The 22,986-nt window shown below is 47.3% G+C and carries 24 protein-coding genes and 1 riboswitch; of the genes, 2 read left to right on the top strand and 22 right to left on the bottom strand.

The features are described 5' to 3' along the window. Positions 1 to 73: 73 nt before the first annotated feature. From E6W40_RS02705 to metA, 11 genes are all read right to left on the bottom strand, one after another. The gene (locus E6W40_RS02705; RefSeq protein ID WP_136604068.1) at positions 74 to 733 is read right to left on the bottom strand and encodes a response regulator; all 660 of its coding nucleotides are present in this window, start codon (positions 731 to 733) and stop codon (positions 74 to 76) included. Beyond that, entirely contained in the window at positions 733 to 1,791 is a 1,059-nt protein-coding gene (locus tag E6W40_RS02700; protein WP_136604067.1) for a HAMP domain-containing sensor histidine kinase, read from the bottom strand. Before E6W40_RS02700 ends, E6W40_RS02705 begins: the two co-directional genes overlap by 1 nt. Before the next feature lie 4 nt (positions 1,792 to 1,795). Then, positions 1,796 to 2,872, bottom strand: coding sequence for a cell wall-active antibiotics response protein LiaF (liaF, locus tag E6W40_RS02695; protein WP_136604066.1), 1,077 nt, complete (start codon positions 2,870 to 2,872; stop codon positions 1,796 to 1,798). A 218-nt stretch (positions 2,873 to 3,090) separates the two neighbouring features. Next, entirely contained in the window at positions 3,091 to 3,252 is a 162-nt protein-coding gene (locus E6W40_RS29360) for a hypothetical protein (protein WP_168928806.1), read from the bottom strand. A gap of 178 nt (positions 3,253 to 3,430) precedes the next feature. Beyond that, on the bottom strand, positions 3,431 to 4,234 hold the full coding sequence (locus tag E6W40_RS02690) for a 3D domain-containing protein (RefSeq protein WP_136604065.1): 804 nt from the start codon (positions 4,232 to 4,234) through the stop codon (positions 3,431 to 3,433). A 137-nt stretch (positions 4,235 to 4,371) separates the two neighbouring features. Beyond that, entirely contained in the window at positions 4,372 to 6,312 is a 1,941-nt protein-coding gene (gene thrS, locus E6W40_RS02685; protein WP_136604064.1) for a threonine--tRNA ligase, read from the bottom strand. Between the two features lie 399 nt (positions 6,313 to 6,711). Next, a complete protein-coding gene (locus E6W40_RS02680) occupies positions 6,712 to 7,614 on the bottom strand; it encodes a putative sporulation protein YtxC (protein WP_168928805.1) in 903 nt (300 codons plus the stop codon). A gap of 204 nt (positions 7,615 to 7,818) precedes the next feature. Beyond that, positions 7,819 to 8,952, bottom strand: coding sequence for a cyclic dehypoxanthinyl futalosine synthase (gene mqnC / locus E6W40_RS02675; protein WP_136604062.1), 1,134 nt, complete (start codon positions 8,950 to 8,952; stop codon positions 7,819 to 7,821). A 227-nt stretch (positions 8,953 to 9,179) separates the two neighbouring features. Beyond that, complete coding sequence (locus E6W40_RS02670; protein ID WP_136604061.1) at positions 9,180 to 10,358, bottom strand: aminotransferase class I/II-fold pyridoxal phosphate-dependent enzyme; 1,179 nt, start codon at positions 10,356 to 10,358, stop codon at positions 9,180 to 9,182. Then, positions 10,351 to 11,538, bottom strand: a complete 1,188-nt coding sequence (locus E6W40_RS02665; protein ID WP_136604060.1) for a PLP-dependent transferase — start codon at positions 11,536 to 11,538, stop codon at positions 10,351 to 10,353. Before E6W40_RS02665 ends, E6W40_RS02670 begins: the two co-directional genes overlap by 8 nt. 42 nt (positions 11,539 to 11,580) lie before the next feature. Further along, positions 11,581 to 12,516, bottom strand: a complete 936-nt coding sequence (gene metA, locus E6W40_RS02660; protein WP_136604059.1) for a homoserine O-acetyltransferase MetA — start codon at positions 12,514 to 12,516, stop codon at positions 11,581 to 11,583. A 117-nt stretch (positions 12,517 to 12,633) separates the two neighbouring features. Then, positions 12,634 to 12,756: riboswitch (SAM riboswitch) on the bottom strand. 456 nt (positions 12,757 to 13,212) lie between these two features. Between metA and corA the strand changes: the two genes are divergently transcribed. After that, positions 13,213 to 14,148: a magnesium/cobalt transporter CorA gene (corA, locus tag E6W40_RS02655; protein WP_136604058.1), complete on the top strand. Its 936-nt coding sequence runs from the start codon at positions 13,213 to 13,215 to the stop codon at positions 14,146 to 14,148. A 113-nt stretch (positions 14,149 to 14,261) separates the two neighbouring features. Here the strand turns inward: corA and E6W40_RS02650 are convergent, their stop codons facing one another. Next, the gene (locus E6W40_RS02650) at positions 14,262 to 15,266 is read right to left on the bottom strand and encodes an HRDC domain-containing protein (protein ID WP_136604057.1); all 1,005 of its coding nucleotides are present in this window, start codon (positions 15,264 to 15,266) and stop codon (positions 14,262 to 14,264) included. Between the two features lie 200 nt (positions 15,267 to 15,466). Here E6W40_RS02650 and E6W40_RS02645 point away from each other — a divergent pair, with 200 nt between their 5' ends. Next, positions 15,467 to 15,766 (top strand): DUF3055 domain-containing protein, encoded by a 300-nt coding sequence (locus E6W40_RS02645; protein WP_136606799.1) that lies wholly within the window; start codon positions 15,467 to 15,469, stop codon positions 15,764 to 15,766. 69 nt (positions 15,767 to 15,835) lie between these two features. Here the strand turns inward: E6W40_RS02645 and E6W40_RS02640 are convergent, their stop codons facing one another. From E6W40_RS02640 to E6W40_RS02600, 10 genes are all read right to left on the bottom strand, one after another. Beyond that, positions 15,836 to 16,723, bottom strand: coding sequence for an ROK family protein (locus E6W40_RS02640; RefSeq protein WP_136604056.1), 888 nt, complete (start codon positions 16,721 to 16,723; stop codon positions 15,836 to 15,838). Between the two features lie 231 nt (positions 16,724 to 16,954). After that, positions 16,955 to 17,839, bottom strand: coding sequence for a 5'-3' exonuclease (locus E6W40_RS02635; RefSeq protein ID WP_425464933.1), 885 nt, complete (start codon positions 17,837 to 17,839; stop codon positions 16,955 to 16,957). Positions 17,840 to 17,941: 102 nt separating this feature from the next. Then, entirely contained in the window at positions 17,942 to 18,301 is a 360-nt protein-coding gene (locus tag E6W40_RS02630; protein WP_136604054.1) for an arsenate reductase family protein, read from the bottom strand. Between the two features lie 45 nt (positions 18,302 to 18,346). Further along, positions 18,347 to 19,351: an RluA family pseudouridine synthase gene (locus tag E6W40_RS02625; RefSeq protein WP_136604053.1), complete on the bottom strand. Its 1,005-nt coding sequence runs from the start codon at positions 19,349 to 19,351 to the stop codon at positions 18,347 to 18,349. After that, a complete protein-coding gene (locus E6W40_RS02620) occupies positions 19,348 to 19,917 on the bottom strand; it encodes a cob(I)yrinic acid a,c-diamide adenosyltransferase (RefSeq protein WP_136604052.1) in 570 nt (189 codons plus the stop codon). The genes E6W40_RS02625 and E6W40_RS02620 overlap by 4 nt, the downstream gene beginning before the upstream one ends. 34 nt (positions 19,918 to 19,951) lie before the next feature. Next, complete coding sequence (locus E6W40_RS02615) at positions 19,952 to 20,491, bottom strand: hypothetical protein (protein ID WP_246072817.1); 540 nt, start codon at positions 20,489 to 20,491, stop codon at positions 19,952 to 19,954. Positions 20,492 to 20,610: 119 nt separating this feature from the next. Then, the gene (locus E6W40_RS29885; protein WP_246073045.1) at positions 20,611 to 20,796 is read right to left on the bottom strand and encodes a hypothetical protein; all 186 of its coding nucleotides are present in this window, start codon (positions 20,794 to 20,796) and stop codon (positions 20,611 to 20,613) included. Positions 20,797 to 20,861: 65 nt separating this feature from the next. Next, positions 20,862 to 21,140: a hypothetical protein gene (locus tag E6W40_RS29880; RefSeq protein WP_246072815.1), complete on the bottom strand. Its 279-nt coding sequence runs from the start codon at positions 21,138 to 21,140 to the stop codon at positions 20,862 to 20,864. A gap of 197 nt (positions 21,141 to 21,337) precedes the next feature. Next, entirely contained in the window at positions 21,338 to 21,604 is a 267-nt protein-coding gene (locus tag E6W40_RS02605; protein WP_136604051.1) for an aspartyl-phosphate phosphatase Spo0E family protein, read from the bottom strand. 166 nt (positions 21,605 to 21,770) lie between these two features. Further along, a complete protein-coding gene (locus tag E6W40_RS02600; protein ID WP_136604050.1) occupies positions 21,771 to 22,982 on the bottom strand; it encodes an aminotransferase class I/II-fold pyridoxal phosphate-dependent enzyme in 1,212 nt (403 codons plus the stop codon). Positions 22,983 to 22,986: the final 4 nt, after the last annotated feature.

Below are 22,986 nucleotides of genomic sequence, written 5' to 3'. Positions count from 1 at the left end.
TTTAAATTCTGTATTCTAATGAAAAACACCTATTGACGTAATTCGCAGGAGACAGACCGATCACCATCAAACCTTACTCGGTCTGCACCCATCCTTTGCGATGTGCATATATAGCAAGCTGCGTCCGATCCTCCAGATCACATTTCATCAGCAGGTTACTCACATGGGTTTTAACAGTCTTGATGCTGATGTGAAGCTCTTCTCCGATATCCTTATTGCTCTTGCCTTCAGCAATTAACAGCAGTACTTCCTTCTCACGCTCCGTCATTCCGGTGGAATCTCCTTGAACGGTACGCTGGCGAATCCCGCGCGTAAGTGCCTGCGACACATCACCGGTCATGACAGGCATACCACGGTTTGCCCCCTGTAGAGCATAAATCAGCTCATCTGCCGATACCGTTTTAAGCACATAACTGACAGCGCCTGCTTCCACGGCATCCACGACTAAGTCATCCTCTAAGAAGCTCGTCAGAATAACGATTTTCATGGATGGGAACTCGCCAAGCACAGCCCTGGTTGTTTCTACCCCATTCATGATCGGCATCATCAAATCCATCAGGATCAGATCAGGGAACTGCTCAGGAGCAGCATTTTTGAGCCAGTCTACAACCTTTGAACCGTTATCAGCTTCACCAACGACTTCAATGGACGACTCCAGCATTAGATATGTTTTAAGTCCCATCCGGACCATTTCATGATCATCCACAATCAACACTTTAATGATGTCTGTCATTATTCCTCTTCCTCTCCCATCTTATGAACCTTACCGGTTATTTCTTCTTCAAACTTAGGTATATGTACGCGAATCGTTGTTCCGGAACCCTGACGGCTGATGATTTCCGCTTTACCGCCTAGTTTTTCGGCACGCTCCTGCATCGTTGACAATCCATAAGATCCCGTTTTATGTGGCACTTCATTAAATCCCTGTCCGTCATCACTGATGCTCAGGACGACCTGTCTCTGCTCCTCCCGCAGCGACATACTGACAAGACGTGCATGGGCATGCTTCACAATATTGGCCATAGCCTCCTGGATAATCAAAAATAATTGATGCTCGATCGCTTCAGACAAATTCCCCTGCAGCTCCACTTCCTTCATACCCTTCAGCCCGTTCTGCCGGCAGTAGTCCGGGAACCACATTTCAAGTGCTTCCGCCAGATTCTTGCCTTCTAGCTCCACCGGCCGCAGTTGCGCGATCAAGGCCCGCATTTGCTTCTGAGCCATTTGCGACATCGAAATTAGCTGCGCCATGACGACTTGCCCCTGCTCAGCATTGCGCTCCAGCACTTTAGGCAGAGAGGAGGCGGACATATGAATGGCAAACAGCTGCTGGCTTACGGTATCATGCAAATCACGAGCCATGCGGCGGCGTTCTTCCAGAACTGCACGCTCCGCTGCCTTCTCCTTCTCTACAACCTCCTGCTCGCCCATCCGCTGCAGCAGCATCATTTTCTTTTCCATGGCTTCCATTAAATTATTGAACTCATGATACAGCCGTGTAAAGGTCGGGTCATCGGACTCCTCAATCCGAACGGACAGATTGCCCTTCGCCACCTGCAGCATATTGTATTCCAGGATATCTATTCTACGCTGAATCCGCTGGCCGGCCATGTAGCCAATGACGATAGATAACAGCAGGAAGCCCAGGCTTGTGTAGACCCAAACCCAGGTTCCTTTGACGACCAGATATCCACTGTCCGCCCCGATATATAGAACCGCGCTCATCAGGAGACCGGTCAGAAGAAAATACAATAACAGCACCCATTTGGTATTCTTCAAAATATTCCGCATGCCATCAACCTACTTTATTCACTTTGATGTCGCCAATAAATGCGCTGACATTAATGCGTATTTTCTTGCGGGCATCCTTATAATGTGGAGTCTTCATTTGACAGCTGCTCATAAACCCGCTCCGCGATTCATTCAGGACGAACATATCCCCGATAAATGAGCTTGAATTTACCGAAATACCGAGATCCGTATCCTCAGGAACATACACCTTGATGTCACCGATAAAAGCGGAGATGTTAATCTTGGTTTCACCGTAGGGAATGTGGGCATTCGTCAGATCCAGCACGGTATCCCCGATAAACTGCGACAGATTGGTTGGTTTGAGCTCGAAGTAATCACGGCCCAAGTGAATGTCTCCGATAAAAGCAGATCTGTTGATCTTACCACCATCATAATGTGTCTCCCCATGCTCTTCCCACTCTGGTCTGCCATGACGCCGATCATGTCGCATCTGATGCTTCATGTGCTGATGATGCTTTCTCTGCTGCTTGTATTTCTTTTTATATTGCTTGTAGCGATCCTTAACATCATCATCCATATCATCGAACTCCATATCCTCGTCATCTTCATCGACTTCAATATGGAAGCCTTTGCGCTCGGCTTCTTTCCGCTCGGTATAAGGGATTCCGAATTTCTCCTCAAACTGCTGGTCCAGGGTTGACTTTGCGGTCAGATCCTCCGGTTCAGGCGGTTCCGGGGTAAACGCGGGTGGTTCATGATCCCTATTCGGACGCGGGGGAGGCGTATGATCATGCGGCTTAAATATGACATACAGGCCAGCCATGATCAAAATTGCCGGAATAATGATTTTGAAGAAGCTACCTGGCGTCAGCCAATCCCAGCCTTCATTTCTTCCCAGAAAATATGTCCCGATGAGTAAAAGCACCATCGCACCAACAAAGGATTTTCTTCCCTTTAACAGCTCCTTGATTCCCAAAACGATGAGAATCACCGGCCAGTAATGTCCGATTACATAACCGAGACTGACATCGATTACCTCCAGCTGATTCAGAAGGAATATCATGCCGATGCCAATCAGCACAACGCCTCCGAAAAGCCTGTCTAACCATCGCTTTTTCATGATTTTATCTCCTTTAAAAATAAACTTTGCCTTTTAGAAATGTCCACGTATCTGTGGATTTGATATTAGTGTACAACAATATGGCATTTTACGGATAGCGGCGCGGGAATGATGTTGTACTCCGTCTCGAGACCGAGTCTTATGGATAACATTTACAAAACAAAAAACACCCGCTCTTTAGAGCGGATGCTTTTGTCAATCATATGATGTTTCAGAGATTAATTTTTTTCTTTGAATTCCTCGTTAAATTTCTCATTTGGTGTCTTGTAATTGCTGTTTTGAGCGTTTGTGCTCTTTTGCGAAGAATTCTCTTCAGCAAATTCAGCATTGAACTTCTCGTTTGGTGTTTTATAGTTGCCTTGATTTTTTTGCTTTTTCATCTGGTTTCACCTCCCTGGGTTCTTCTCAATACGCGAGCCTAACGCTTGCCTGGGGAGACGTTGTTCTTTGCCCCAGTCCGTAGTATGTGAAAAGACATAAAATTTATGCAGCTCAATCTTTCTGCTTAGCATACAAAAAAAGCCCATCCCCAAATAAAGGGAAAGGCTTATATAGGTGTTAAATGGCTTCTTCCAGTAACGAGGCAGGTACGGACTTGTACGTCTGGATCGCCTTGCCCAGTGTATTTATCAGCTTCTCATTGCATTTTCCGTTACCGCGCTTGATGACCTGGACCTCAACTTCTTTTTTGCCCCATTCCTTGTAAACCTGTTTGGTTGTGGCAAAATAAAGATCGATTTTCCGGCCCTTAATTGCGGAACCGACATCGGCTACAACAGCATATCCGTATTCTGGAATATACAGAATGGTGCCGAGTGGAAATACACGCGGATCAGCGGCAATGGTTGAGATCGTGTTCTTATCCCTGCGTACTTTTACACCTGAATACGTAATCCCATATTGCGGATGTGTAGGCCGCTTCCCCGTCGATTCATAGCCGGCAGTATATCCGGTCGCCATCACTTTTACGGTATGGATAATCTGGTCCTGCTTGGGAGCCGTAACTGCAACCACTCCCTGCTTTTTAACCGTTGGACTGACCTTGGTTTCCGGTTTGACCAGTGTCGGTAATGCCTTGGAAGTGAATTTGGGCATAAATTCATTTTGAGTTGCAGCAGCAAACTGATCCGCTTTCTTTTTGTTGATATCAACGATTTGGAACATTTCCGGTTTCGACGCATATTTTAATGGTTTGAGATAGTAATCGTTCGTTGAAGTGATCATCGAGTTCGTACTTTTATTTCCCGCCGTATTATCCGGTGTCATTGAAAATGCAGCTGCATACAGGTTTGGTGAATCCGCAAGCAGCCCAAACAAAAGCATACATAATAAAATCCTCTGCCATGTTTTTACCTTTACCATTTGAAATCCTCCCCCTTACTAGCGAGGATGTCCAGATGATTTAGGAATTATACATGTTTTATGAACACAGGTTCATAGCAGAGGATTGAATAGGGGTTCAAAATAATCAAATTATCATGTTGAGCCCACTTTATTTTTTAGAAAATTACGCGATTTACGATTTGCTCTTTCAGCATAGAAACCGCTTCGCCCAAAGGCATTGCCCCTAGATCTCCCTCACCGCGTTTACGGATGGAAACGGAGCCAGCATTCATTTCATTTTCGCCGATGATGAACATATACGGGATTTTCTCGAGCTGTCCCTCACGGATCTTGTAACCCAGTTTTTCGTTGCGAAGATCGGCTTCCACGGCAACACCACTAAGCTGAAGCTGTTCAGCGACTTGCTTCGCATAGCTTTCAAAAGCAGTAGATACCGGAATCACTTTAACTTGCACCGGAGACAGCCAAACCGGAAGTGCACCCGCAAAATTCTCGAGCAGGAAGGCAGTGAAGCGTTCCATAGTACCAAGAATGCCACGGTGAATGACGACCGGACGGTGCTTCTGACCATCATCGCCTACATATTCAAGCTCAAAGCGCTCAGGCAGCAGGAAGTCCAGCTGTACAGTCGATAAGGTTTCTTCCTTACCAAGAGCCGTACGGATCTGCACGTCAAGCTTCGGTCCGTAGAAGGCTGCTTCTCCTTCCGCTTCGAAGAACGGAATTCCCGTTTCCTCAACAACCTCACGCAGCATGCGTTGGGACATTTCCCACATTTCATCATTCGGGAAGTACTTCTCAGTATCCTCCGGATCACGGTAAGACAGGCGGAAACGGAAATCGTGAATGCCGAAATCCTCATATACCTTCGTAATCAGCTGGATCACGCGCAGGAACTCTTCCTTGATCTGGTCCGGACGGCAGAAGATATGGGAATCGTTCAGCGTCATTGCGCGCACGCGGTGCAGACCGGTTAATGCGCCCGACATTTCGTAACGATGCTGCATGCCAAGCTCGGCGATACGGATCGGCAGATCGCGGTAGCTATGCATGGAGCTCTTATATACCATCATGTGATGCGGACAGTTCATCGGACGAAGTACGAGTTCTTCATTGTCGAGCTCCATCTTAGGGAACATGTCTTCTTGATAGTGCTCCCAGTGACCAGAGGTTTTATACAGCTCCACGTTACCGAGTACAGGAGTATATACATGCTGATAACCGAGGCTTTCTTCCAGATCCACAATATAACGCTCCAGCGTGCGGCGAAGCTTGGCGCCTTTTGGCAGCCACATCGGCAGGCCTTGTCCCACAAGCTGGGAGAAGGTGAAGATTTCGAGTTCCTTGCCTAGCTTACGGTGGTCGCGTTTCTTGGCTTCTTCAAGCATATGGAGATGCTCATCGAGCTGAGCCCTTTTAGCAAAAGCTGTTCCGTAAATGCGCTGCAGCATTTTATTCTTGCTGTCTCCGCGCCAGTATGCGCCGGCTACGTTCATCAGTTTGAATACTTTGATTTTACCGGTGGAAGGCAGATGCGGTCCGCGGCAAAGGTCAAAGAACTCACCCTGCTCATAAATAGTAATGATACTGTCTTCCGGCAGTGCATTGATCAGTTCCAGCTTGTAAGGATCCCCTAGCTCGCCGAATACGTTCAGCGCTTCCTGGCGGCTTACTTCCTTACGCACGATTGGCAGGTTCTCGCCTACGATGCGTTCCATTTCCTTCTCGATCTTTTGCAGATCTTCCGGATTGAGTGGATGCTCAAGGTCCATATCATAATAAAATCCGCCTTCAATGACCGGGCCTACACCAAGCTTCACTTCTTTGGCTCCAAACAGGCGTTTTACCGCTTGAGCCATCAAGTGCGCTGTGCTGTGACGCATCACTTCCAGACCATCCTCCGAATCCAGCGTTACAATCTCAATCAGGGCTCCGTCTTTGAGCGTAGTGGACAAATCTACCACAATGCCGTTCAATTTGCCGGCAGCCGCATTCTTCTTCAGACCACTGCTTATGGAAGCAGCCACATCCTCAATTGTACTTCCTTCTGCGTATTCCCGGACCGATCCGTCCGGAAGCTTGATACTTACTGACACGTGAATTCCTCCTTCAATTTTCCAAACCACACTCATACAGCATTTTCCAAAAGAAGCATACAAAAAAACACTCATCCCTCATACTATAGGGACGAGTGTTTGCACCCGTGGTTCCACCCAAATTTGATACATGCCTCACCTAAAATCCAGGAAAAAAGAAGCAGCTATCCTTCATCAGCATCTCATAACGGAATGACCCGGCGGTTCATTGGTTATCCACGAATGGAGAACGTTCCTAACCACAGCTACAAAGGGGTAGACCAAAGGCGGAATAACGTGAGGAAATTTCAGCCAGCGTTCCCTCTCTCTGCACCGTCCATCTCTTGGGTCCATATCTTTGTCGAAGCTTTTATCGAATTATGAGTTATTATATAGTCCCTGTTCATCCGCCGTCAAGTTTTATATCTTCCCTGTTTCCCGGAAATAGGCGTGACAATCAGGGCAGTACCTGCATATCTCGATCCTTTGCTCAAAAATCTGTGTAAGCGTCCGGATCACCGTCATATGAGGCTCCCTGGTATGGATCACGATTTTAGCCGGAGAAACGGAAATCAAGGTTGTGACAACGGCATCCTCCATCTGCAAATCCTGCTGGTCCAGCCGCTCCACGACGACGCCTTCATCATAACGGTATTCAAGTGGATTCAGATCTTCATCCAGCAGCAGCAAATCCTGCCCGCCCTTATGAATCACATGTACAAGCGGAACCTGTGGCTGTTGAAAATAGACGAAATATTTCAGCATCCCCACAAATTCCTCATACTGTCGGTCCATTAAAAATTCATCCACCGCATATTCCACAATTTCCTTCAGCTCTTTGACGTACTGACCGGAACGGAAGGTGAGAAACCCATCGATATGCAGCAGCGGTCTTTCGGTCAAGCACTGCTTGACGCCCTGCATCAGCATGTCGAAGCGGCGGTTCCAGGATTCGCTCAATTCAGGATCTCTCTCCAGAATCATCCTGCAGTGCTTCAGTATCTGCTCATGCTCCTCCGGCTCCGGGAAGTCAAAATCCTCCTGCAGTATATGTTCAACCAGCTTCTGCTCTTTCTCCTGCAAAATGTATTCTGCCACCGTGTTGGCGGCAGTTTCGTATACCTGTTGTAGTTGGTTCCCTTTGAAAAAACGCGGGTCATCCTCACGGCAGCTCCAAAGCATGATGCCTTCATGGACCGTACAGCTGATGGCTAAAGATTTGTATTTTTTATGTAAAACCTGATTCGCCTTCGAAACCATGCGGCTATATTGCTCCGCTTCCTGCGGAGTGGAGGTTTGGGCTGCAATGCTGAACAGTTCCATGGAGTTCACTCCTTTCAAAATCCTTCTTACAAAGTATATGTCTATGCAGAGGGGATATACGGGAGTGATCAATGGAAAACAGACTAACATTTCTCAGGTTAAATCGACATGTTGTACATGGCAGATTCAGAAATAAGATGGGTTTAAAAAAATCCCGCTTCATCATAGAAGCGGGATTGTAAAAACGAATTATTAGTAAATAGATTAGTTCTGCATGACAAAATCGCGTTCAATCTCAGTTCCCTCTTCGAACACCTTCAAAATATCGTAGCGGGTATTACGCTGTGCCGGAATTTTGCCTGCTTCGCGGATTAATTGCAGAATCGAAGCGATATTGACTTTATGCACCGCGCCTGCGGAAGAAACAACATTCTCCTCCATCATCGTGCTGCCAAAGTCGTTACAGCCGTAGCTAAGCGACAACTTTCCGACTTCAGGTCCCATAGTTACCCAAGAGGATTGAAGATTCGGTACATTATCAAGCACAAGGCGGCCGATCGCGACCGTTTTCAGATAAGCTTCCGGTGTTTCACGCTCACGCTTCAGGCTCGTATTGTCCGGCTGGAACGTAAACGGAATGAAGGCAAGGAAACCTTTAGAGTCATAGCCGTTAGCCACGCACTCATCCTGCGCCTCACGAACACGAAGCATATGCAGGGCACGCTCTTCCATCGATTCACCAAAGCCGATAACCATCGTTGCGGTTGTATTCATGCCGACTTTATGAGCCATCTGCATGACATCCATCCAATCGCGCCAGGTGCCTTTATGACGGCTGATTTTTTTGCGAATGCGGTCATCCAGAATCTCGGCTCCTCCGCCAGGCAGCGAATCAAGACCCGCCGCTTTAAGCTCTCTCATAACCTCTTCCAAAGGCAGCCCGGATACTTCCTGCATTTTGCGAATTTCCGCCGGAGAGAAGGAGTGCATGGTAATATTCGGGAACCGCTGCTTGATACCACGAAGCAGATCCGTATAATAACTGAATGGCAAGTCCGGATTCGTACCTCCCTGCATCAGGATTTCGGTTCCGTCCACATCCTCGGTTTCTTTGATTTTCTGAAAGATAACCTCGTCGTTCAGCAGGTACCCTTCGTTATGCCCCGGTCTGCGGTAAAATGCACAAAAGGTACAAAAGGTATCGCATACGTTCGTATAGTTGACATTCCGTCCAATCACAAATGTCGTAATCGGATCCGGATGTGTTCTTTTCATCATGATATCGGCGGCATGGCCCATTTTTTCAATTTCGTCACTCTCAAACAGGGTCACGCTGTCTTCCAAATTCAGACGTTCACCCCGCAGCGCTTTGTCCAAGATCTGATTTACTGTGCTCATCTCCGGCAGCCTCCTTATCATATGGCAATTCCAAAAATTATATAGAACTTATTTCCTTAAACCATCCATACCATCTTATCATAATTTCCCTATGAGAAAAACTTCACTTTCTTTTTTCTCTTTCCTATTTTAGCCTAAATCCCGTCAGTTCAAGGATGTTCTATCCTCTTTTTCACAAAATAGACACAAAAAGAGAGCCCGTAAGAAAACGGTGCTCTCAACATACATTACCCTTGCAAAGCCTGGTCCAGATCTGCGATCAAATCATCGATATCTTCAAGTCCAACGGAGAAGCGAAGCAAACCGTCCGTAATGCCGCGTTCGAGTCGAACCTCGGCAGGCATCGCTGCATGGGACATCATGGCCGGATAAGAAAGAATGCTCTCCACCGCACCCAAGCTCACAGCCACGAGCGGAATGCTTACCTTGTTCAGCACCTGTTTGGCGCGTTCGCCGGAGCCTACGTCGAAGGACACGACAGCTCCATAACCGGTAGACTGCTTCTCATGAACCTCACGGCCAGGATGATCCAGCAGGCCAGGATAGTACACTTGATCAATGTCCGGGCGTCCCTTCAACCACGCGGCCAGTACAGCCGCACTTTGCTCACTATGGTTCATTCGTGCCTGCAAAGTTTTCATCCCCCGTATGAGCAGCCAGGAATCCTGCACCCCCAGCACAGTGCCCAGTCCATTCTGAAGCTGCTTGAGCTGTGTGCCAATGGAGTGAGTTCGCGCTACGGCCAGTCCTGCCAGCACATCACTGTGTCCCCCTAAAAACTTGGTGGCACTATGCAGCACAATATCAACCCCAAGCTCAATCGGCCGTTGGTAATATGGCGTCATAAACGTGTTATCCAGCATCGTCAGGAGATCATGTTCCTGTGCCCAGGAGGTAACCGCCGCAATGTCGGTAATTTTCAGGGTAGGATTCGATGGTGTTTCCATATAAACAGCTTTGGTGTTCGGCTTCAAAGCTGCTTTAACCTGATCCAGATCCGTCATATCCACAAAGGTGCTTTCAATGCCAAGACGGCTCAGAATGCTGGTGAGCAAACGATATGTACCGCCGTATACATCTTCCGTCACAATCATATGGTCGCCTGCGGACAGCATCATGAAAGTGCTGGAGATGGCGGCCATGCCGGAGGAATAGGCAAACCCGCGGACTCCGCCTTCGAGCAGAGCGATGTAATCCTCAAGCGCCTGCCGCGTCGGGTTGCCGGAACGGCTGTAGTCATGAACCGGAGGATTGAACACATCCTCATGGTGAAAGGTTGAAGCCTGGTAGATCGGTACGCTTGATGCTCCGGTGGTACTGTCAATTTCGGAACCAAAATGCAAAAGCTTGGTTGCAAACTTTAATTTATTTTCATGGTTGTTTTGCTCTTTACCGTTATCACTCATGATGCTTTCCCCCTTCAATTTCCTCTATAGCAGCGTCCAGCGCCCCTCCGAGATCTGCAATCAAATCATCGATATGTTCAATACCGACCGAGAATCGCAGCAATCTGTCGTCCACGCCAACCGCTTTACGAATTTCTTCTGGAATATCCGCATGGGTTTGAACGGCCGGATAGGTCATCAGAGATTCCACTCCACCCAGACTTTCGGCAAATGCGATCAGCTGAATGTGGCGAAGAACGGGCTCCACATAGCGGGCATCCTTCACTTTAAAGGAGAAAATCCCTGTATTCCCGCTGGACTGCTTGTTTTGAATATCATGTCCCGGGTGATCCGGGAAGGCCGGATGAAACACTTCGTCAACTGCAGGATGTGTCTTCAGGAATTCAGCAATCACCTTGGCGTTACTCTCATGCCGCTCCATCCGCAGCGCAAGGGTCTTCATCCCTCTCATCAGCTGATAAGAATCACTGGCTCCCAGTACAGCGCCGATGGAGTTATGCAGAAAGAACATTTCTTCCGACAGCTCTTTCCCTTTGGTCACAATCAGACCTGCCAGCACATCATTATGTCCGCCCAAATACTTGGTTGCGCTATGGATGACAATGTCGGCTCCAAGCTCGATCGGACGCTGGAAGAACGGCGTAAGCAGCGTATTGTCCACAATGGTCAGCAGCTGGTGTCGCTTGGCCCAGGCTGCAACCTTTTCAATATCCGTGATCATCATCAATGGATTCGTTGGCGTCTCAATAAATACGGCCTTCGTTTCCGGACGTCTGCATTTCTCAAGTTCATCCAGGCTATTCGTGTCGATGTATGTCGCAGCAACACCGAATTTTGAAAAGATTCTTTCGAGCATGCGATATGTACCACCATACAAATCCAGGGATACGATCAGATGGTCACCTTGCCCGAACAATGAAAAGATGGTTTGCAGCGCAGCCATACCGGAGCTGCACGCAAAACCGGCGTCTCCAGATTCCAGCTGCGCGGAGGCATCTTCCAGAACCTTACGGGTCGGGCTCTTCGTTCTTGCATAATCAAACCCCGTGCTTTGACCAAGCTTGGGATGACGGAACGCTGTCGCCTGATAAATCGGAAAATTCACTGCTCCAGTCGCCGGATCTTCGAGCGAGCCAATCTGTGCAAGTCTACTTTCAATATTTAATGGTTTCTTCTCCATAACGGTTTCTCCCCCATATTCTCTTTTAGATGGATGCTTTGATCAGATCTGCGGCCAAACTTCTGCAGCCTCTTCAATGTCATAAGGTGTTTCCTGATATACATAGTAATTCAACCAATTAGAGAATAATAAGTTTGCATGGGCCCGCCATACCGTAGGAGGAATCCGGCTCGGATCATCATTCGGGTAATAATGCTTTGGAATTTCCATCTCCATGCCCTTGGCAATATCGCGTTCATACTCCCATTTCAGGGAATACGGATCATATTCTGAATGGCCCGTCACGAAAATCTGTTTGCCATCGTTGGTAGCCACCAGATAAATTCCGGCTTCCTCGGATTCGGACAAAATTTCCAGCTCATCAATGATCTCGATGTCCTCGCGCCGTACCTCTGTATGACGGGACTGAGGTACATAAAAGACTTCATCAAATCCGCGCAGAAGCTTGACGTTTTGCTGATTAATTGTGTGTGGAAATACGCCGAAGCATTTTTTCGCCAGATCCCATTTCGGCACACCAAAATGATGATACAATCCTGCCTGCGAGGCCCAACAGATATGCAGCGTCGAGGTGACATTGGATTTGGACCAGTCCATAATTTCCTGAAGCTCATCCCAGTAGTTCACATCTTCAAAATCCATCTGCTCCACAGGGGCTCCGGTAATAATCATGCCGTCAAAACGGCGGTGGCGTACCTCGTCAAACGTCTTATAAAAAGCTTCAAGATGCTCCTGAGAAGTATTTTTGGATGTATGCGAGCTTGGATGCAGCAGTGTGATCTCGACTTGGAGCGGTGAGTTGCCCAGAAGGCGCAGCAGCTGCGTTTCAGTCGTTTCCTTGGTCGGCATAATGTTCAGGATCGCGATCCGCAGGGGACGGATATCCTGATGATAAGCCTTGCTGTCATCCATCACGAAAATATTTTCTCCGCTTAGAATCTCTTTGGCCGGCAGGGTATCCGGAATTTTAATCGGCATGATTCAACACTCCTTTTTTGTTAAGGTGGCGAAAATCATTCGGGGAGCAAGGTGTATATAACAAAAAATGACCTTCTCATTGCATAGAGAAAGGTCATCACGTTAATTCATACGCCTCTCTCATCTGTCAGGAATCAGCTGCTAGCTGCATCATGTTCCTGCAAGAATTAGCACCGTGCGTAACATACGCCGGTTGCCGGGTTTCATCGGGCTAGTCCCTCCACCTGCTCTTGATAAGATTTCGCAATATTAAATTTTGATTTAAATATTGATCTTGTTCCTTACTTTAATTCATATTCCTATCCTTCGTCAAGATGCTCACGGTCTGACCTTAAACTTATTTTTTCTTCACCGATTTCCAGCCTTTGTCATACGCTGTAAGCGGGATCGCCGGGCGAGCCATTTTCTTCTTGAAAGGTCCATGGCCCGGCGTTATACTAGACAAGTGTTTAAACCTATATGACAGAGGTGACATGTAAGATGGAAGGCGACCCGAGCCCGAAGCTGAATGCAAATGAACACAACTGCATAGAACTGATATCAGCTTGCCGGCATAGGGAAGTTTTCGTTGCTTTTGTCAATGTACCCCTTCTCTAACCCTCTATTTCTGACCGGTAATGCTGATTTCTTTCCTATGCTCTAAACAAGCGTTCCCCTGATCATGCATCGCGTGAGGGGATGGAGGAGTGAAATCATATGAAAATCCGGTTGGTGAACGACGGCGTTTTCAGCCCGATCGACGACATTCAAACCGCACTAACAGCCCCACCCGCAGGATTCTACTGGATCGATGCGGATGTTGACGACCTTACCCTTTTGCAGCCTTTGTTTTCCCTCCATGATTTAGCGGTGGAAGACTGTCTGAGTGAGGAAGAACAGCGTCCCAAGATCGAAATTTATGAAAGCCACTATTTTATCGTTGTAAGCTCTATACGTTTTGATGACGAGGAAATTTTCATGCGTGCACTCAACGTCTTTTTGGGCCGCCATTTTATCATTACGGTGACCAAGCAAAAGATCAATGAGCTGCGTTCCCTGAAGCCGATTTTGTGGGAACAGGAAGTCAGCACTCCGGACCGCTTTTTATATCTGCTGATCGACTTGGTTGTAGACAATTACTTTACAGTCGGCGACCGGATCGAAGCCAAGATTGAGAAGCTGGAAGAAGACATTCTGATGCATACGAAAAAATCCCATCTGAATGAAATTATCGGTCTGCGCAGCGAGATTTTATGGCTGAAAAAGGTACTGGTCCCTCAGAAGGAAGTCATCAATACGCTGAATAAAAGAGATCTCCGGCTGATTGATGATCAGCTGCAAAAATATTTCAGCGACATTTACGAAAATGCCGTGAAGATTTCCGAAAACTTTGATACATTCCGCGATCTGATGGGCAACCTTCGTGAAGCCTACCAATCCAGTATCGCCAATCGCGCCAACGAAATCATGCGTGTTTTTACTGCCATTACGACGATATTCATGCCGTTGACCGTCATTACCGGGATTTACGGGATGAACTTTGATTATATACCTGAAATACATTGGAAGTACGGCTATTACTCCATCATCGGCGTCATGGTTTTACTTGGTATCAGCATGGTGCTCATATTCCGGAAAAAGGACTGGATCTGAAAGAATTCGGATTCCCACATACAAAGGACGAAGTTATGCTTTTAACAATAAAAGCTACTTCGTCCTTTTTGCGTTCCAAGATGCTTGGACTTCAATGACCCTCTGCTGATTGATTATCCCGCGTTTCTTCTGCTCTCGCCTTCTCTGCGGAAACGCATCCGGATCAGACGCAAACGTTCATAACGCAGCTCCATCACAGAACCTGCCGCTGTTTCCTGACCGTATACCCGCTGCAGGATTGGCTTCAGAAGCGCATCACCCAGTTCTTCGAAGGCGTTCCAGATCTCTGACTGTTCTGACTGCGGCATCTCCTGCAGTTCTCCTGCGATCAAAGTGTCCACATCATAGCCTTCCTTCTCCAACTGTTCCAGCGACTCCACCAGCTCACGTCTTGTCAGACTGCTTTCCTGCTCCATCTGCTCCAGACGTTTGCCTTCACTAATGCCTCTTAGCAGCATTTGCTTGGTCCGGTATTTATCCAGGTCCTGTTTGTATTTCAGCTCCTTCTGCTTGTAAACCCAGGATTCATAGGTATGCTCATCCAGCATGTCCTGAACCCAGTCCAGCGGGAAGTTATGGCTGCGTTCCTGGCCTAAAGTCAAGTTCAGAATATCCGCACCATATTCCACAGCCTTGTTCTCTCCCACACCCGGAAGCTGCAGCAATTCCTCCACAGTCACCGGTACAAAAGAACTGATGAGCCTTAAAAGCCTGTTGGTAGCAATAAAATAGGGTGCCTTTCGTTCTGCCGCTGCTTTTTTGCGTCTCCAGGCACATAGCTCATTGTATAGCGCCTCTTGGTAGTTCAGTTCACTATAGCAGTAGAGCTTCTGGATGGACTGGCTTCTCCCCTTCTGACCCTCCTCATCAAGCAGCATGCCATCGATTAATGGCCTGAATCCTTGGCCGAGCTTAACGGCGAGCTCATGCCGGTAAATGTATAGCATTTCATTCCACGAGCTGCCTTCATACCAAATGCTTTCCTGAACCCCACCGCTGTCATGCATATCCCTCCATCCCAGTTTCCAGGCACCTTCTGCCTCTTCAATCCATACTTCTGCCCTGCTTTCGTCGCTCCCGCTTTCTTTAACCAAACGATTCATAAAAACAATCTGCATTCTTATGACCTCCACGATTAAAAATCAGCACAACAAAAAACACCTCTCTTAAAATGCAAGAGAGGTGCTTCCCCGAAATGAGATTATGCTGTTATTCAAGATCATACCACATCATCATAAATGGTCAATGAAAAACTGTGCTTTTTGCTTTATAATAACAGGAAGATGAAACCCTAGATTCAAGGAGTGATATGAACAACATGCCTCAGCATGGAGAACTGGATTTTTTAGCGGACAACACGGAGCAGACCTCTACAAGGTTTGTCACTTTTTTGGGCCCATCCCTCAAACGTTTCGATCTCGCCGTAACCAATACAGCGTTATTCTATGGTAAAAGCCTTGTGGCTGATTTACAGCAGGGAATCAGTGCCGTTATTGGTGCGGATGATGTGGAGGAGCCTGGATATCTCGAATCCGTCTTCAAGCTTTCTGAAGCGGAGGCAGCGGAGCTCCGGGAGTTTCTGAGCATGGTCGTCGGCATACCGTATTTTACGGATTAGGACAGATATAAAAAGGACAAGGCCCCCTTTGAAGGGATCTTGTCCTTTTTTTGTTTGCTTTTTATCAGCTTATACAGAAACGGCTGCCAAGGCCTTTTTGGCCAGTGCGAGCGCTCCGCATAATCCCGCATTGTCTCCAAGCTGCGGAGAAACAATGTAATCAGCAATTTGATCATGAATCGCAGGAAGCTGGACATAACCGTTCAGCAGCTCCTGAAGTTTGGAATGAATCAGCGGGAACAGCTGCTGCTGCTTCATCACGCCGCCGCCCATAACAATTTTTTGCGGGGACAGGATCAGGATATAATTCATCAGAGCCTGCGCGAGATAGTAGGCTTCCATTTCCCATGCAGGATGATCTGGGGTTAGTTCCACGCCTTGAACTCCCCATCTTTTCGACAAAGAAGGACCCGCAGCCACACCTTCAAGGCAGTCGCCATGATACGGGCAAAAGCCTTCGAACTTATCGTCCGGATGACGGCGCACCAGAATATGTCCCATTTCAGGATGAGAAAGCCCGTGAACCAGCTCGCCGCCGACCACAGCTCCAGCTCCAATGCCGGTTCCTACTGTAATATAGAGACAACTGTCATATCCTTGCGCTGCGCCCCATGTATATTCACCAAGCGCTGCTCCATTCACATCGGTATCAAATTCGATAGGCACCTCAAAATAGGATCCCAAATGCCCTACAATATCAAAATTGCTCCAATGTGGTTTGGGTGTTGTTGTAATCCGTCCGTATGTAGGACTTCCTTTGACGGGATCGATCGGTCCGAACGAGCCGACACCAATGGCTTCCACGCCTTTATTTTGAAAGAACGCGACCACCTGTGCCATCGTTTCTTCCGGTATTGTCGTTGGAAAACTTACCCGTTCAAGCACAGTTCCGTCTTCCTTGCCGATTCCGCATACAAATTTAGTTCCTCCAGCTTCAATTGCTCCCAGAATACTCATCGTTTGTAAACCCTCCTGCACCATTCTCATTGTCTGTTTTTTATGAGGTATCAAGTATGAATCCTATCCATAACCACGGGCATTATAGCCCAGTTTATCAAAAAAAGTCAATTCAACCGCGCACATCTTAGGTACTTAACCATTCGAATGATACCACAGAAAAATACAAATGGAGATGCCGGCGTTGATGCCAGCATCCCCAGCGCATGGTTTTGTACCGCAATATTCTGCTTAGACAACAACTCCGAGAAGATGGCAAAGGCTCTTCATCTCGAGTTCCTCGAATTTATCCGCTACCATTTGCTCGTCAAGTGATAGCTCGCAGATATCCAGCTCGCATGCCACAGGCACACAGCAATGAATTTCCGCCAGTTTACGTGACAGATGCAGCATTTCGAGATCCGTTTCAATTTTGACGCGGACACTCTTCGTTACCTGATCCAGATTGTCCAGAATACCTTCAACAGATCCATATTCCTGAACCAGCTTATGGGCTATCTTCTCGCCGATGCCGCGGACGCCCGGATAATTGTCGCTGGCATCCCCCATCAGGGCTTTTACATCTATAATTTGGCGCGGCTGAAGCTGTTTCTCTTCATACAAGGATTCCGGTGTGTATACCTTATAATTGCCATGGCCTTTTTTCATGATAATAACCGTCGTACGGTCACTAACAAGCTGCAGCAGATCGTGGTCGCCTGTTAAAATCATGACATCCATTTCTTCACTGAACTTCGTAGCCAGCGTACCGATGCAATCATCGGCTTCGTATCCTTCGGCGCTGATATTCGGTACCCCCATGCTATCCATGACATCACGGATGATGGAAAACTGCGGCACCAGATCATTCGGCGCTTCCGGACGGTTTCCCTTATATGCGGAAAACTGCTGACCGCGGAAGGTCGAGCCTCCAAGATCCCAACAGCAGATGACATGACTTGGGTCAAAATTCTGAACAGCATCCCAAAAATACCGTATAAATCCGTAAATCGCATTCGTCGGGATTCCTGATTTGGTACGGCGGATATATCCGCTTGTGGCGGTCGCATAATAAGCTCTGAATAATAAGGCCATCCCATCAACGAGCAAGACGGATTGGCGTTTAGCATTAGGTATCAATCTTCGTTTCTCCCCTTGTCTGCCCTATTCCCTTTACAGGGTCCGGCAATTCTGCCTCTAGTATAACACAACTACGGGGAGCATTTGGGCTCTTTCCTGTTATCTCCAAGTGGATTCGTATTGGTCTTCTTTATACCCAACCGTCACTTTGCTGCCATCCGTTACGATCGGACGTTTGATCAATCTGCCGTTCGATGACAGAAGCTCAATCTGTTCCTTTTCGTCCATTCCGGCAAGCTTGTCTTTCAGACCCAGCTCCTTGTAAACCTCGCCGCTCGTATTAAAGAACTTCTTGAGCGGAAGTCCGCTCAGCTTAATCAGCTCAGCCAGCACTTCCGGTTTGGGCGGCTCATCGAATATATGATGAAGTTCCAGCTCATGTCCGTGAGCCTGAAGCCATTTCACAGCGCTGCGGCATGTACCGCATTTCGGGTATTGATAAACTTCTAGTTTGCTCATCGTAGTCAACTCTCTCTGTCATATTTATACGGGTGGACAGCTCTTTTACCTGGAATCCAGCCTGCGCTGCAGCTCTTTCATGTCCTCAGGTAACGGTGCCTGAAAAGTCATCATCTCATGCGTTACCGGATGCTCAAAAGAAAGCTCGAAAGCATGCAGAGCCTGCCGCGGCATGGATTGATCAAGCCGGACAATTTCCTGGGCGGATTCAGTCAATGAGTCCAGGAAAGCTTCATCCGGGAGAATCGGATCAACGGTTCCTTCAATCTCCTCATAAACGGAGTGACGATACAGTTTATCACCGATTAAAGGGCAGCCGATGCTAGTCATATGTACACGGATTTGATGCGTTCTTCCCGTCTCCAGCTTGAGCTGAACAAGCGATCCCTTGCTCCAGCTTTCCAGCACCATATATTTCGTTAGCGAAGGATATCCGTCAGATGTGACAATCCGGCGGTGAGGCTGTTCCGGATCCCGGTCAATCGGGCCGTCAATCTCTCCCTGCTCCGGATTCGGCGTACCATGCACCAGTGCCAGGTACTTCTTGTCCACGCGATTATCAATCATCTGCTCGGAAATATGCTGATGCACATAAGGATTTTTGGCAATCGCAAGCACGCCGGTTGTCTCTTGATCCAGGCGGTGAACTGCGCGAAAACGGAATGCTTCCTCTTTTTTAAGCCAATAGTCCACGACTCCATTCGCGAGCGTGCCTGTATAGTGGCCATGTGTAGGATGGACAATGATTCCCGCTTCTTTATTTACAATTAAGATATGCTCGTCTTCATATATAATCTCAAAAGGGATTGGCTGCGGCAGAATATCCTCGGAGGTTTCCTTCTCCATCCTGATTTCCACCACATCTCCGGCCTGAACATGCACACTGATGTATACCCTCTGGCCATTCAATGTAATGCCTTGTTCTGTCAGCTTCAGCCGGGACTGCAGCTTGCGTGACACATGCATGCGCCGAAACAGGATGGTCTTGAGGAGCCAGCCATCCTCAGCCTCGGGAATGATATAAGTAATGGGCGGATAGTAGGATGTCATTTCTTGTTGCCAAACACCTTTTTACTACGGATATATTCGATATCCGGGACGTTGCTGCGGACATTGGCCGTACGGGCAATCACAAAGAAGTAGTCCGACAGACGGTTCAGATAACGGAGAACCTCCGGATTAATGTCCTTCACTTGACCCAAGGTTACAACTCCGCGCTCAGCGCGGCGGCACACGGTTCTGCACACATGCAGAGTAGACGATAACAGAGTTCCTCCCGGTAAAATAAAACGTTCCAGCTCCGGATTCTCTTCCTCATAAGCATCCAACCATTGTTCCAGTCGCTCCACCATTTCAGCGCTTACCTTATATTTGCTTTCACTTAATTTAACAAAGGCAAGATCCGATCCGCAATCAAATAATTCATGCTGTATCTCCAGCAGATTCTGGCGCAAATCTTCGAACGTTTCCCCCTCCATAAGACTGACAGCCTGTCCGACATAGCTGTTCAGCTCATCGATCGTGCCATAGGTCTCTACCTGCTGATCATCCTTGGATACACATCCGCCAATTACGGATGTCTGGCCTTCATCGCCTGTTCTTGTATACACTTTCATTTTTCAGAACCCCCTATGCAAAAGATACCGTTATTTATTCCGTCATAGCCTGAATTGCCTTCAATGCGTCGTCCACATGTTTTGAAGAGACAGGAATGGTGACATACAGTTTTTCAGGCGTATATTTCAAATCCTGAAAAACTTTCAATTGTTTTACGGGGATGCCATACAGATGCTTTGTATTATCGATGGTCTTATCGTCCTTTTCTTCCTGGCTAGCAAAAACGCCTTCCGGATACTTTTTGGCATCGAAATGGTCATCCAGTGCGACATGGCCGCCAAGTTTACCATAATTTTTCATGTCATCTTCAGGCAAAATCATAATATCATGTCCGCCCGCAGCATATTCAACCATCAGCTTCTGCGGATTATACAAAGGACTTGCAACCACTTCAACCTTGATGTCAGGACCGAGTTTATCCTGAAGAGTCTTCTGCAGCTGCTCAGACACCTCCGTTGGGTCGGAATTCTGATCAATCATGAATACCGAAACACCTGGTTTGTCATCTTTCCCACAACCTGCAAGCATAAAAACAGCAAGTATAACCAGCATCAATTTACCGTATGCCTTCAATCTCTGCTCCCCCTCTTTTCTCCAATAGGTTCAATATATCACACCTGGCAGAGACAAAAAAGAAGAGCCCGGATCGATTGCATCCGGACTCTGTTATTATATATCGTATTGCTGCAAAATTACTGGTTTGCCTCACGTATGCGCTGGAGCTGACGGATATGAGTTGTCTCATGAATCGCGATAAAATGCGCCCACTGCGATGCGTTCAATTCAAAACCGAACGGGTGGGGATAAAGAAGCTCATCTGTATTCCGCTCGGCCAGTTTAGGAATCAGTGCTTTTGTTGCTGAGCGTACCTCATTCAGCTTTTCAATAGCATCCTCATAACTGAGTGTTCCGCTCGGGCGGGTTGGAGTAGGGGCTTCGATCTTTACACCAATAATGCCGCTGCTTTCACGATATCCATGACATCCGTCTTCTTCTCATCCAGCGGCTCAGAAGGAAGAACCGGTTCCTTAGCCAACAATTGCTTGATTTGATATTGAATGACACCTTCAAGCTTTCCGAGATGCTCAACCACTTCTGTTACACTCCAGCCCTCCGGCTTCTCGCGTAATTGCTTTTCTTCCGGTCCGAAGGCGTTCAATACTTGCATGAATTGTGCTCGAACTTGATCCATATAGGGGATAATATCTTGATACTTTACCATGGCCAATCCCTCCGGGTTGTATTTGTATATATATTTGCTCTTTCTTATTTTTGAGACAGATTAATATTGTATCATGAAACTTATCCCCAAACCAAATGTGGATGAACACAAAAATCCCCACCGGCCAGCAGTGCCGAATTCATCACATGAACTCTTTGCTTACTGCCAAACCGGGGGGATTGTAACCCTATATGTATTTAAGCTTTACTCTTCTTAGGACATAATTTCATATATTCATTAATCTTCAAATCCAGCAAGCTGCTAATTTCAATGACGATTTCCGAAGTGAAGGATTGTTCCTGCAAAAATATCTGTTCCATCTTTTTGCGAAGCATCAGAATTTCATCTTCCAAGGATATATTCTTGATAGAATCCGTCGTTTTGGTTGACCAATCACCGCGTTGATCGCCTTCGGCAGTGTAGTCACCGCGATATGAGGGCATATCATATTCAGCACAAAACAAAGGTAATCCCTCCCTGGTAAGTCTTTTCTTGCTCCTAAAGCAAAATTATAACATACAAATCCATAAAATAAAGTGAATTTTTTGTTAAATTATACAAAAAACAGATTAAAACGTTATAAAGAATGAATAAACTGGAGCTCTTAATAGGCTCCAGTTCATTCTTAAATCATGATTCCTGTTTAAGCTTGTGAAGAAATGTTCCGATCCGATCCAGAGCTTCAGTTAATTGGGCAACGGAAGTCGCATAGGAACAACGTAAAAATCCTTCGCCCCCTGCTCCGAAAGCCGTACCCGGTACAGCGGCCACCTTGGCTTCAAGCAGCAGCCTCTGGGCAAATTCATCCGAGCTGAGTCCTGTTGAAACAATACTTGGGAAAGCATAAAATGCTCCCTGAGGCTCGTGGCATTGAAGTCCGATATCCTGGAACCCTTGAACGATCAGCCGTCTGCGCTGGTTATAGGATTCAACCATACGGTCCTTCTCCCCCATACCGTTCTTCAGTGCCTCCAGTGCGGCAACCTGCCCCATCACCGGCGCACACATTACAGTATACTGGTGAATTTTGAGCATCGCGGCAATGATATCTGGATGGGCACATACATATCCCATCCGCCAGCCGGTCATAGCGAATGCTTTGGAGAATCCGCTGACCAGAACGGTACGATCCATCATGCCAGGAATCGCCGCAAAGCTGACATGCTTTTGGTTATAGGTCAGTTCTGCGTAGATTTCATCGGAGATGACGATCAGATCATGCTTTTCCACTACCTTGGCAATGGGGAGCCAATCTTCATAGGTCATAGTCGCGCCAGTCGGATTACTTGGATAACAGAGAATTAGCACTTTGGATTTCGGTGTAATTTGAGCTTCAAGCGCTTCCGCTGTCAGCTTAAAATTATCCTCTGCATAGGTTTCAATGCCTACAGGCACCCCGCCGCCAATCGAAGTGATCGGAGAATAGGATACGTAGCAAGGCTCAGGAATCAAGATTTCGTCGCCTGGCTCTATGAGTGCGCGCAGCGCAAGATCAATAGCCTCACTGCCGCCGACCGTTACGATAATCTGATTCTGCGGATCATATCCAACCTCAAAGCTTTCATGCAAATATTGCGAGATAGCTTCACGAAGTTCAATCATTCCGGCATTCGAGGTATAGGCGGTTACTCCCCGTTCCAGGGAATATACACAGGCCTCCCTCACATGCCAAGGAGTCGTGAAATCGGGCTCACCTACCCCGAGTGTAATGATATCCTTGCTGCCATTGGCCAGATCAAAAAATTTGCGGATCCCGGATGGAGGGATATCCCTGACGAGTGGGGCAAGATAAGAATTCATCGATTTGACTTGCTGCTGTTTGGTATCTTCATTCACGATCATGACA

The sequence above is a fragment of the Paenibacillus dokdonensis genome (assembly GCF_004916975.1).
Classification (GTDB): domain Bacteria; phylum Bacillota; class Bacilli; order Paenibacillales; family Paenibacillaceae; genus Paenibacillus_AQ; species Paenibacillus_AQ dokdonensis.
The sequence above is the reverse complement of the archived record's forward strand: the minus strand, read 5'-3'. Positions and strand labels throughout refer to the sequence as shown.

What these genes read in the sequence shown, in the direction of transcription:
- E6W40_RS02705 (WP_136604068.1), bottom strand. Translation starts at nt 733, where the DNA reads ATGACAGACATCATTAAAGTGTTGATTGTGGATGATCATGAAATGGTC.
- E6W40_RS02700 (WP_136604067.1), bottom strand. Translation starts at nt 1,791, where the DNA reads ATGCGGAATATTTTGAAGAATACCAAATGGGTGCTGTTATTGTATTTT.
- liaF (WP_136604066.1), bottom strand. Translation starts at nt 2,872, where the DNA reads ATGAAAAAGCGATGGTTAGACAGGCTTTTCGGAGGCGTTGTGCTGATT.
- E6W40_RS29360 (WP_168928806.1), bottom strand. Translation starts at nt 3,252, where the DNA reads ATGAAAAAGCAAAAAAATCAAGGCAACTATAAAACACCAAACGAGAAG.
- E6W40_RS02690 (WP_136604065.1), bottom strand. Translation starts at nt 4,234, where the DNA reads ATGGTAAAGGTAAAAACATGGCAGAGGATTTTATTATGTATGCTTTTG.
- E6W40_RS02680 (WP_168928805.1), bottom strand. Translation starts at nt 7,614, where the DNA reads ATGGAACTGTTCAGCATTGCAGCCCAAACCTCCACTCCGCAGGAAGCG.
- mqnC (WP_136604062.1), bottom strand. Translation starts at nt 8,952, where the DNA reads ATGAGCACAGTAAATCAGATCTTGGACAAAGCGCTGCGGGGTGAACGT.
- E6W40_RS02670 (WP_136604061.1), bottom strand. Translation starts at nt 10,358, where the DNA reads ATGAGTGATAACGGTAAAGAGCAAAACAACCATGAAAATAAATTAAAG.
- E6W40_RS02665 (WP_136604060.1), bottom strand. Translation starts at nt 11,538, where the DNA reads ATGGAGAAGAAACCATTAAATATTGAAAGTAGACTTGCACAGATTGGC.
- metA (WP_136604059.1), bottom strand. Translation starts at nt 12,516, where the DNA reads ATGCCGATTAAAATTCCGGATACCCTGCCGGCCAAAGAGATTCTAAGC.
- corA (WP_136604058.1), top strand. Translation starts at nt 13,213, where the DNA reads ATGAAAATCCGGTTGGTGAACGACGGCGTTTTCAGCCCGATCGACGAC.
- E6W40_RS02650 (WP_136604057.1), bottom strand. Translation starts at nt 15,266, where the DNA reads ATGCAGATTGTTTTTATGAATCGTTTGGTTAAAGAAAGCGGGAGCGAC.
- E6W40_RS02645 (WP_136606799.1), top strand. Translation starts at nt 15,467, where the DNA reads ATGCCTCAGCATGGAGAACTGGATTTTTTAGCGGACAACACGGAGCAG.
- E6W40_RS02640 (WP_136604056.1), bottom strand. Translation starts at nt 16,723, where the DNA reads ATGAGTATTCTGGGAGCAATTGAAGCTGGAGGAACTAAATTTGTATGC.
- E6W40_RS02630 (WP_136604054.1), bottom strand. Translation starts at nt 18,301, where the DNA reads ATGAGCAAACTAGAAGTTTATCAATACCCGAAATGCGGTACATGCCGC.
- E6W40_RS02625 (WP_136604053.1), bottom strand. Translation starts at nt 19,351, where the DNA reads ATGACATCCTACTATCCGCCCATTACTTATATCATTCCCGAGGCTGAG.
- E6W40_RS02620 (WP_136604052.1), bottom strand. Translation starts at nt 19,917, where the DNA reads ATGAAAGTGTATACAAGAACAGGCGATGAAGGCCAGACATCCGTAATT.
- E6W40_RS29880 (WP_246072815.1), bottom strand. Translation starts at nt 21,140, where the DNA reads ATGGTAAAGTATCAAGATATTATCCCCTATATGGATCAAGTTCGAGCA.
- E6W40_RS02600 (WP_136604050.1), bottom strand. Translation starts at nt 22,982, where the DNA reads ATGATCGTGAATGAAGATACCAAACAGCAGCAAGTCAAATCGATGAAT.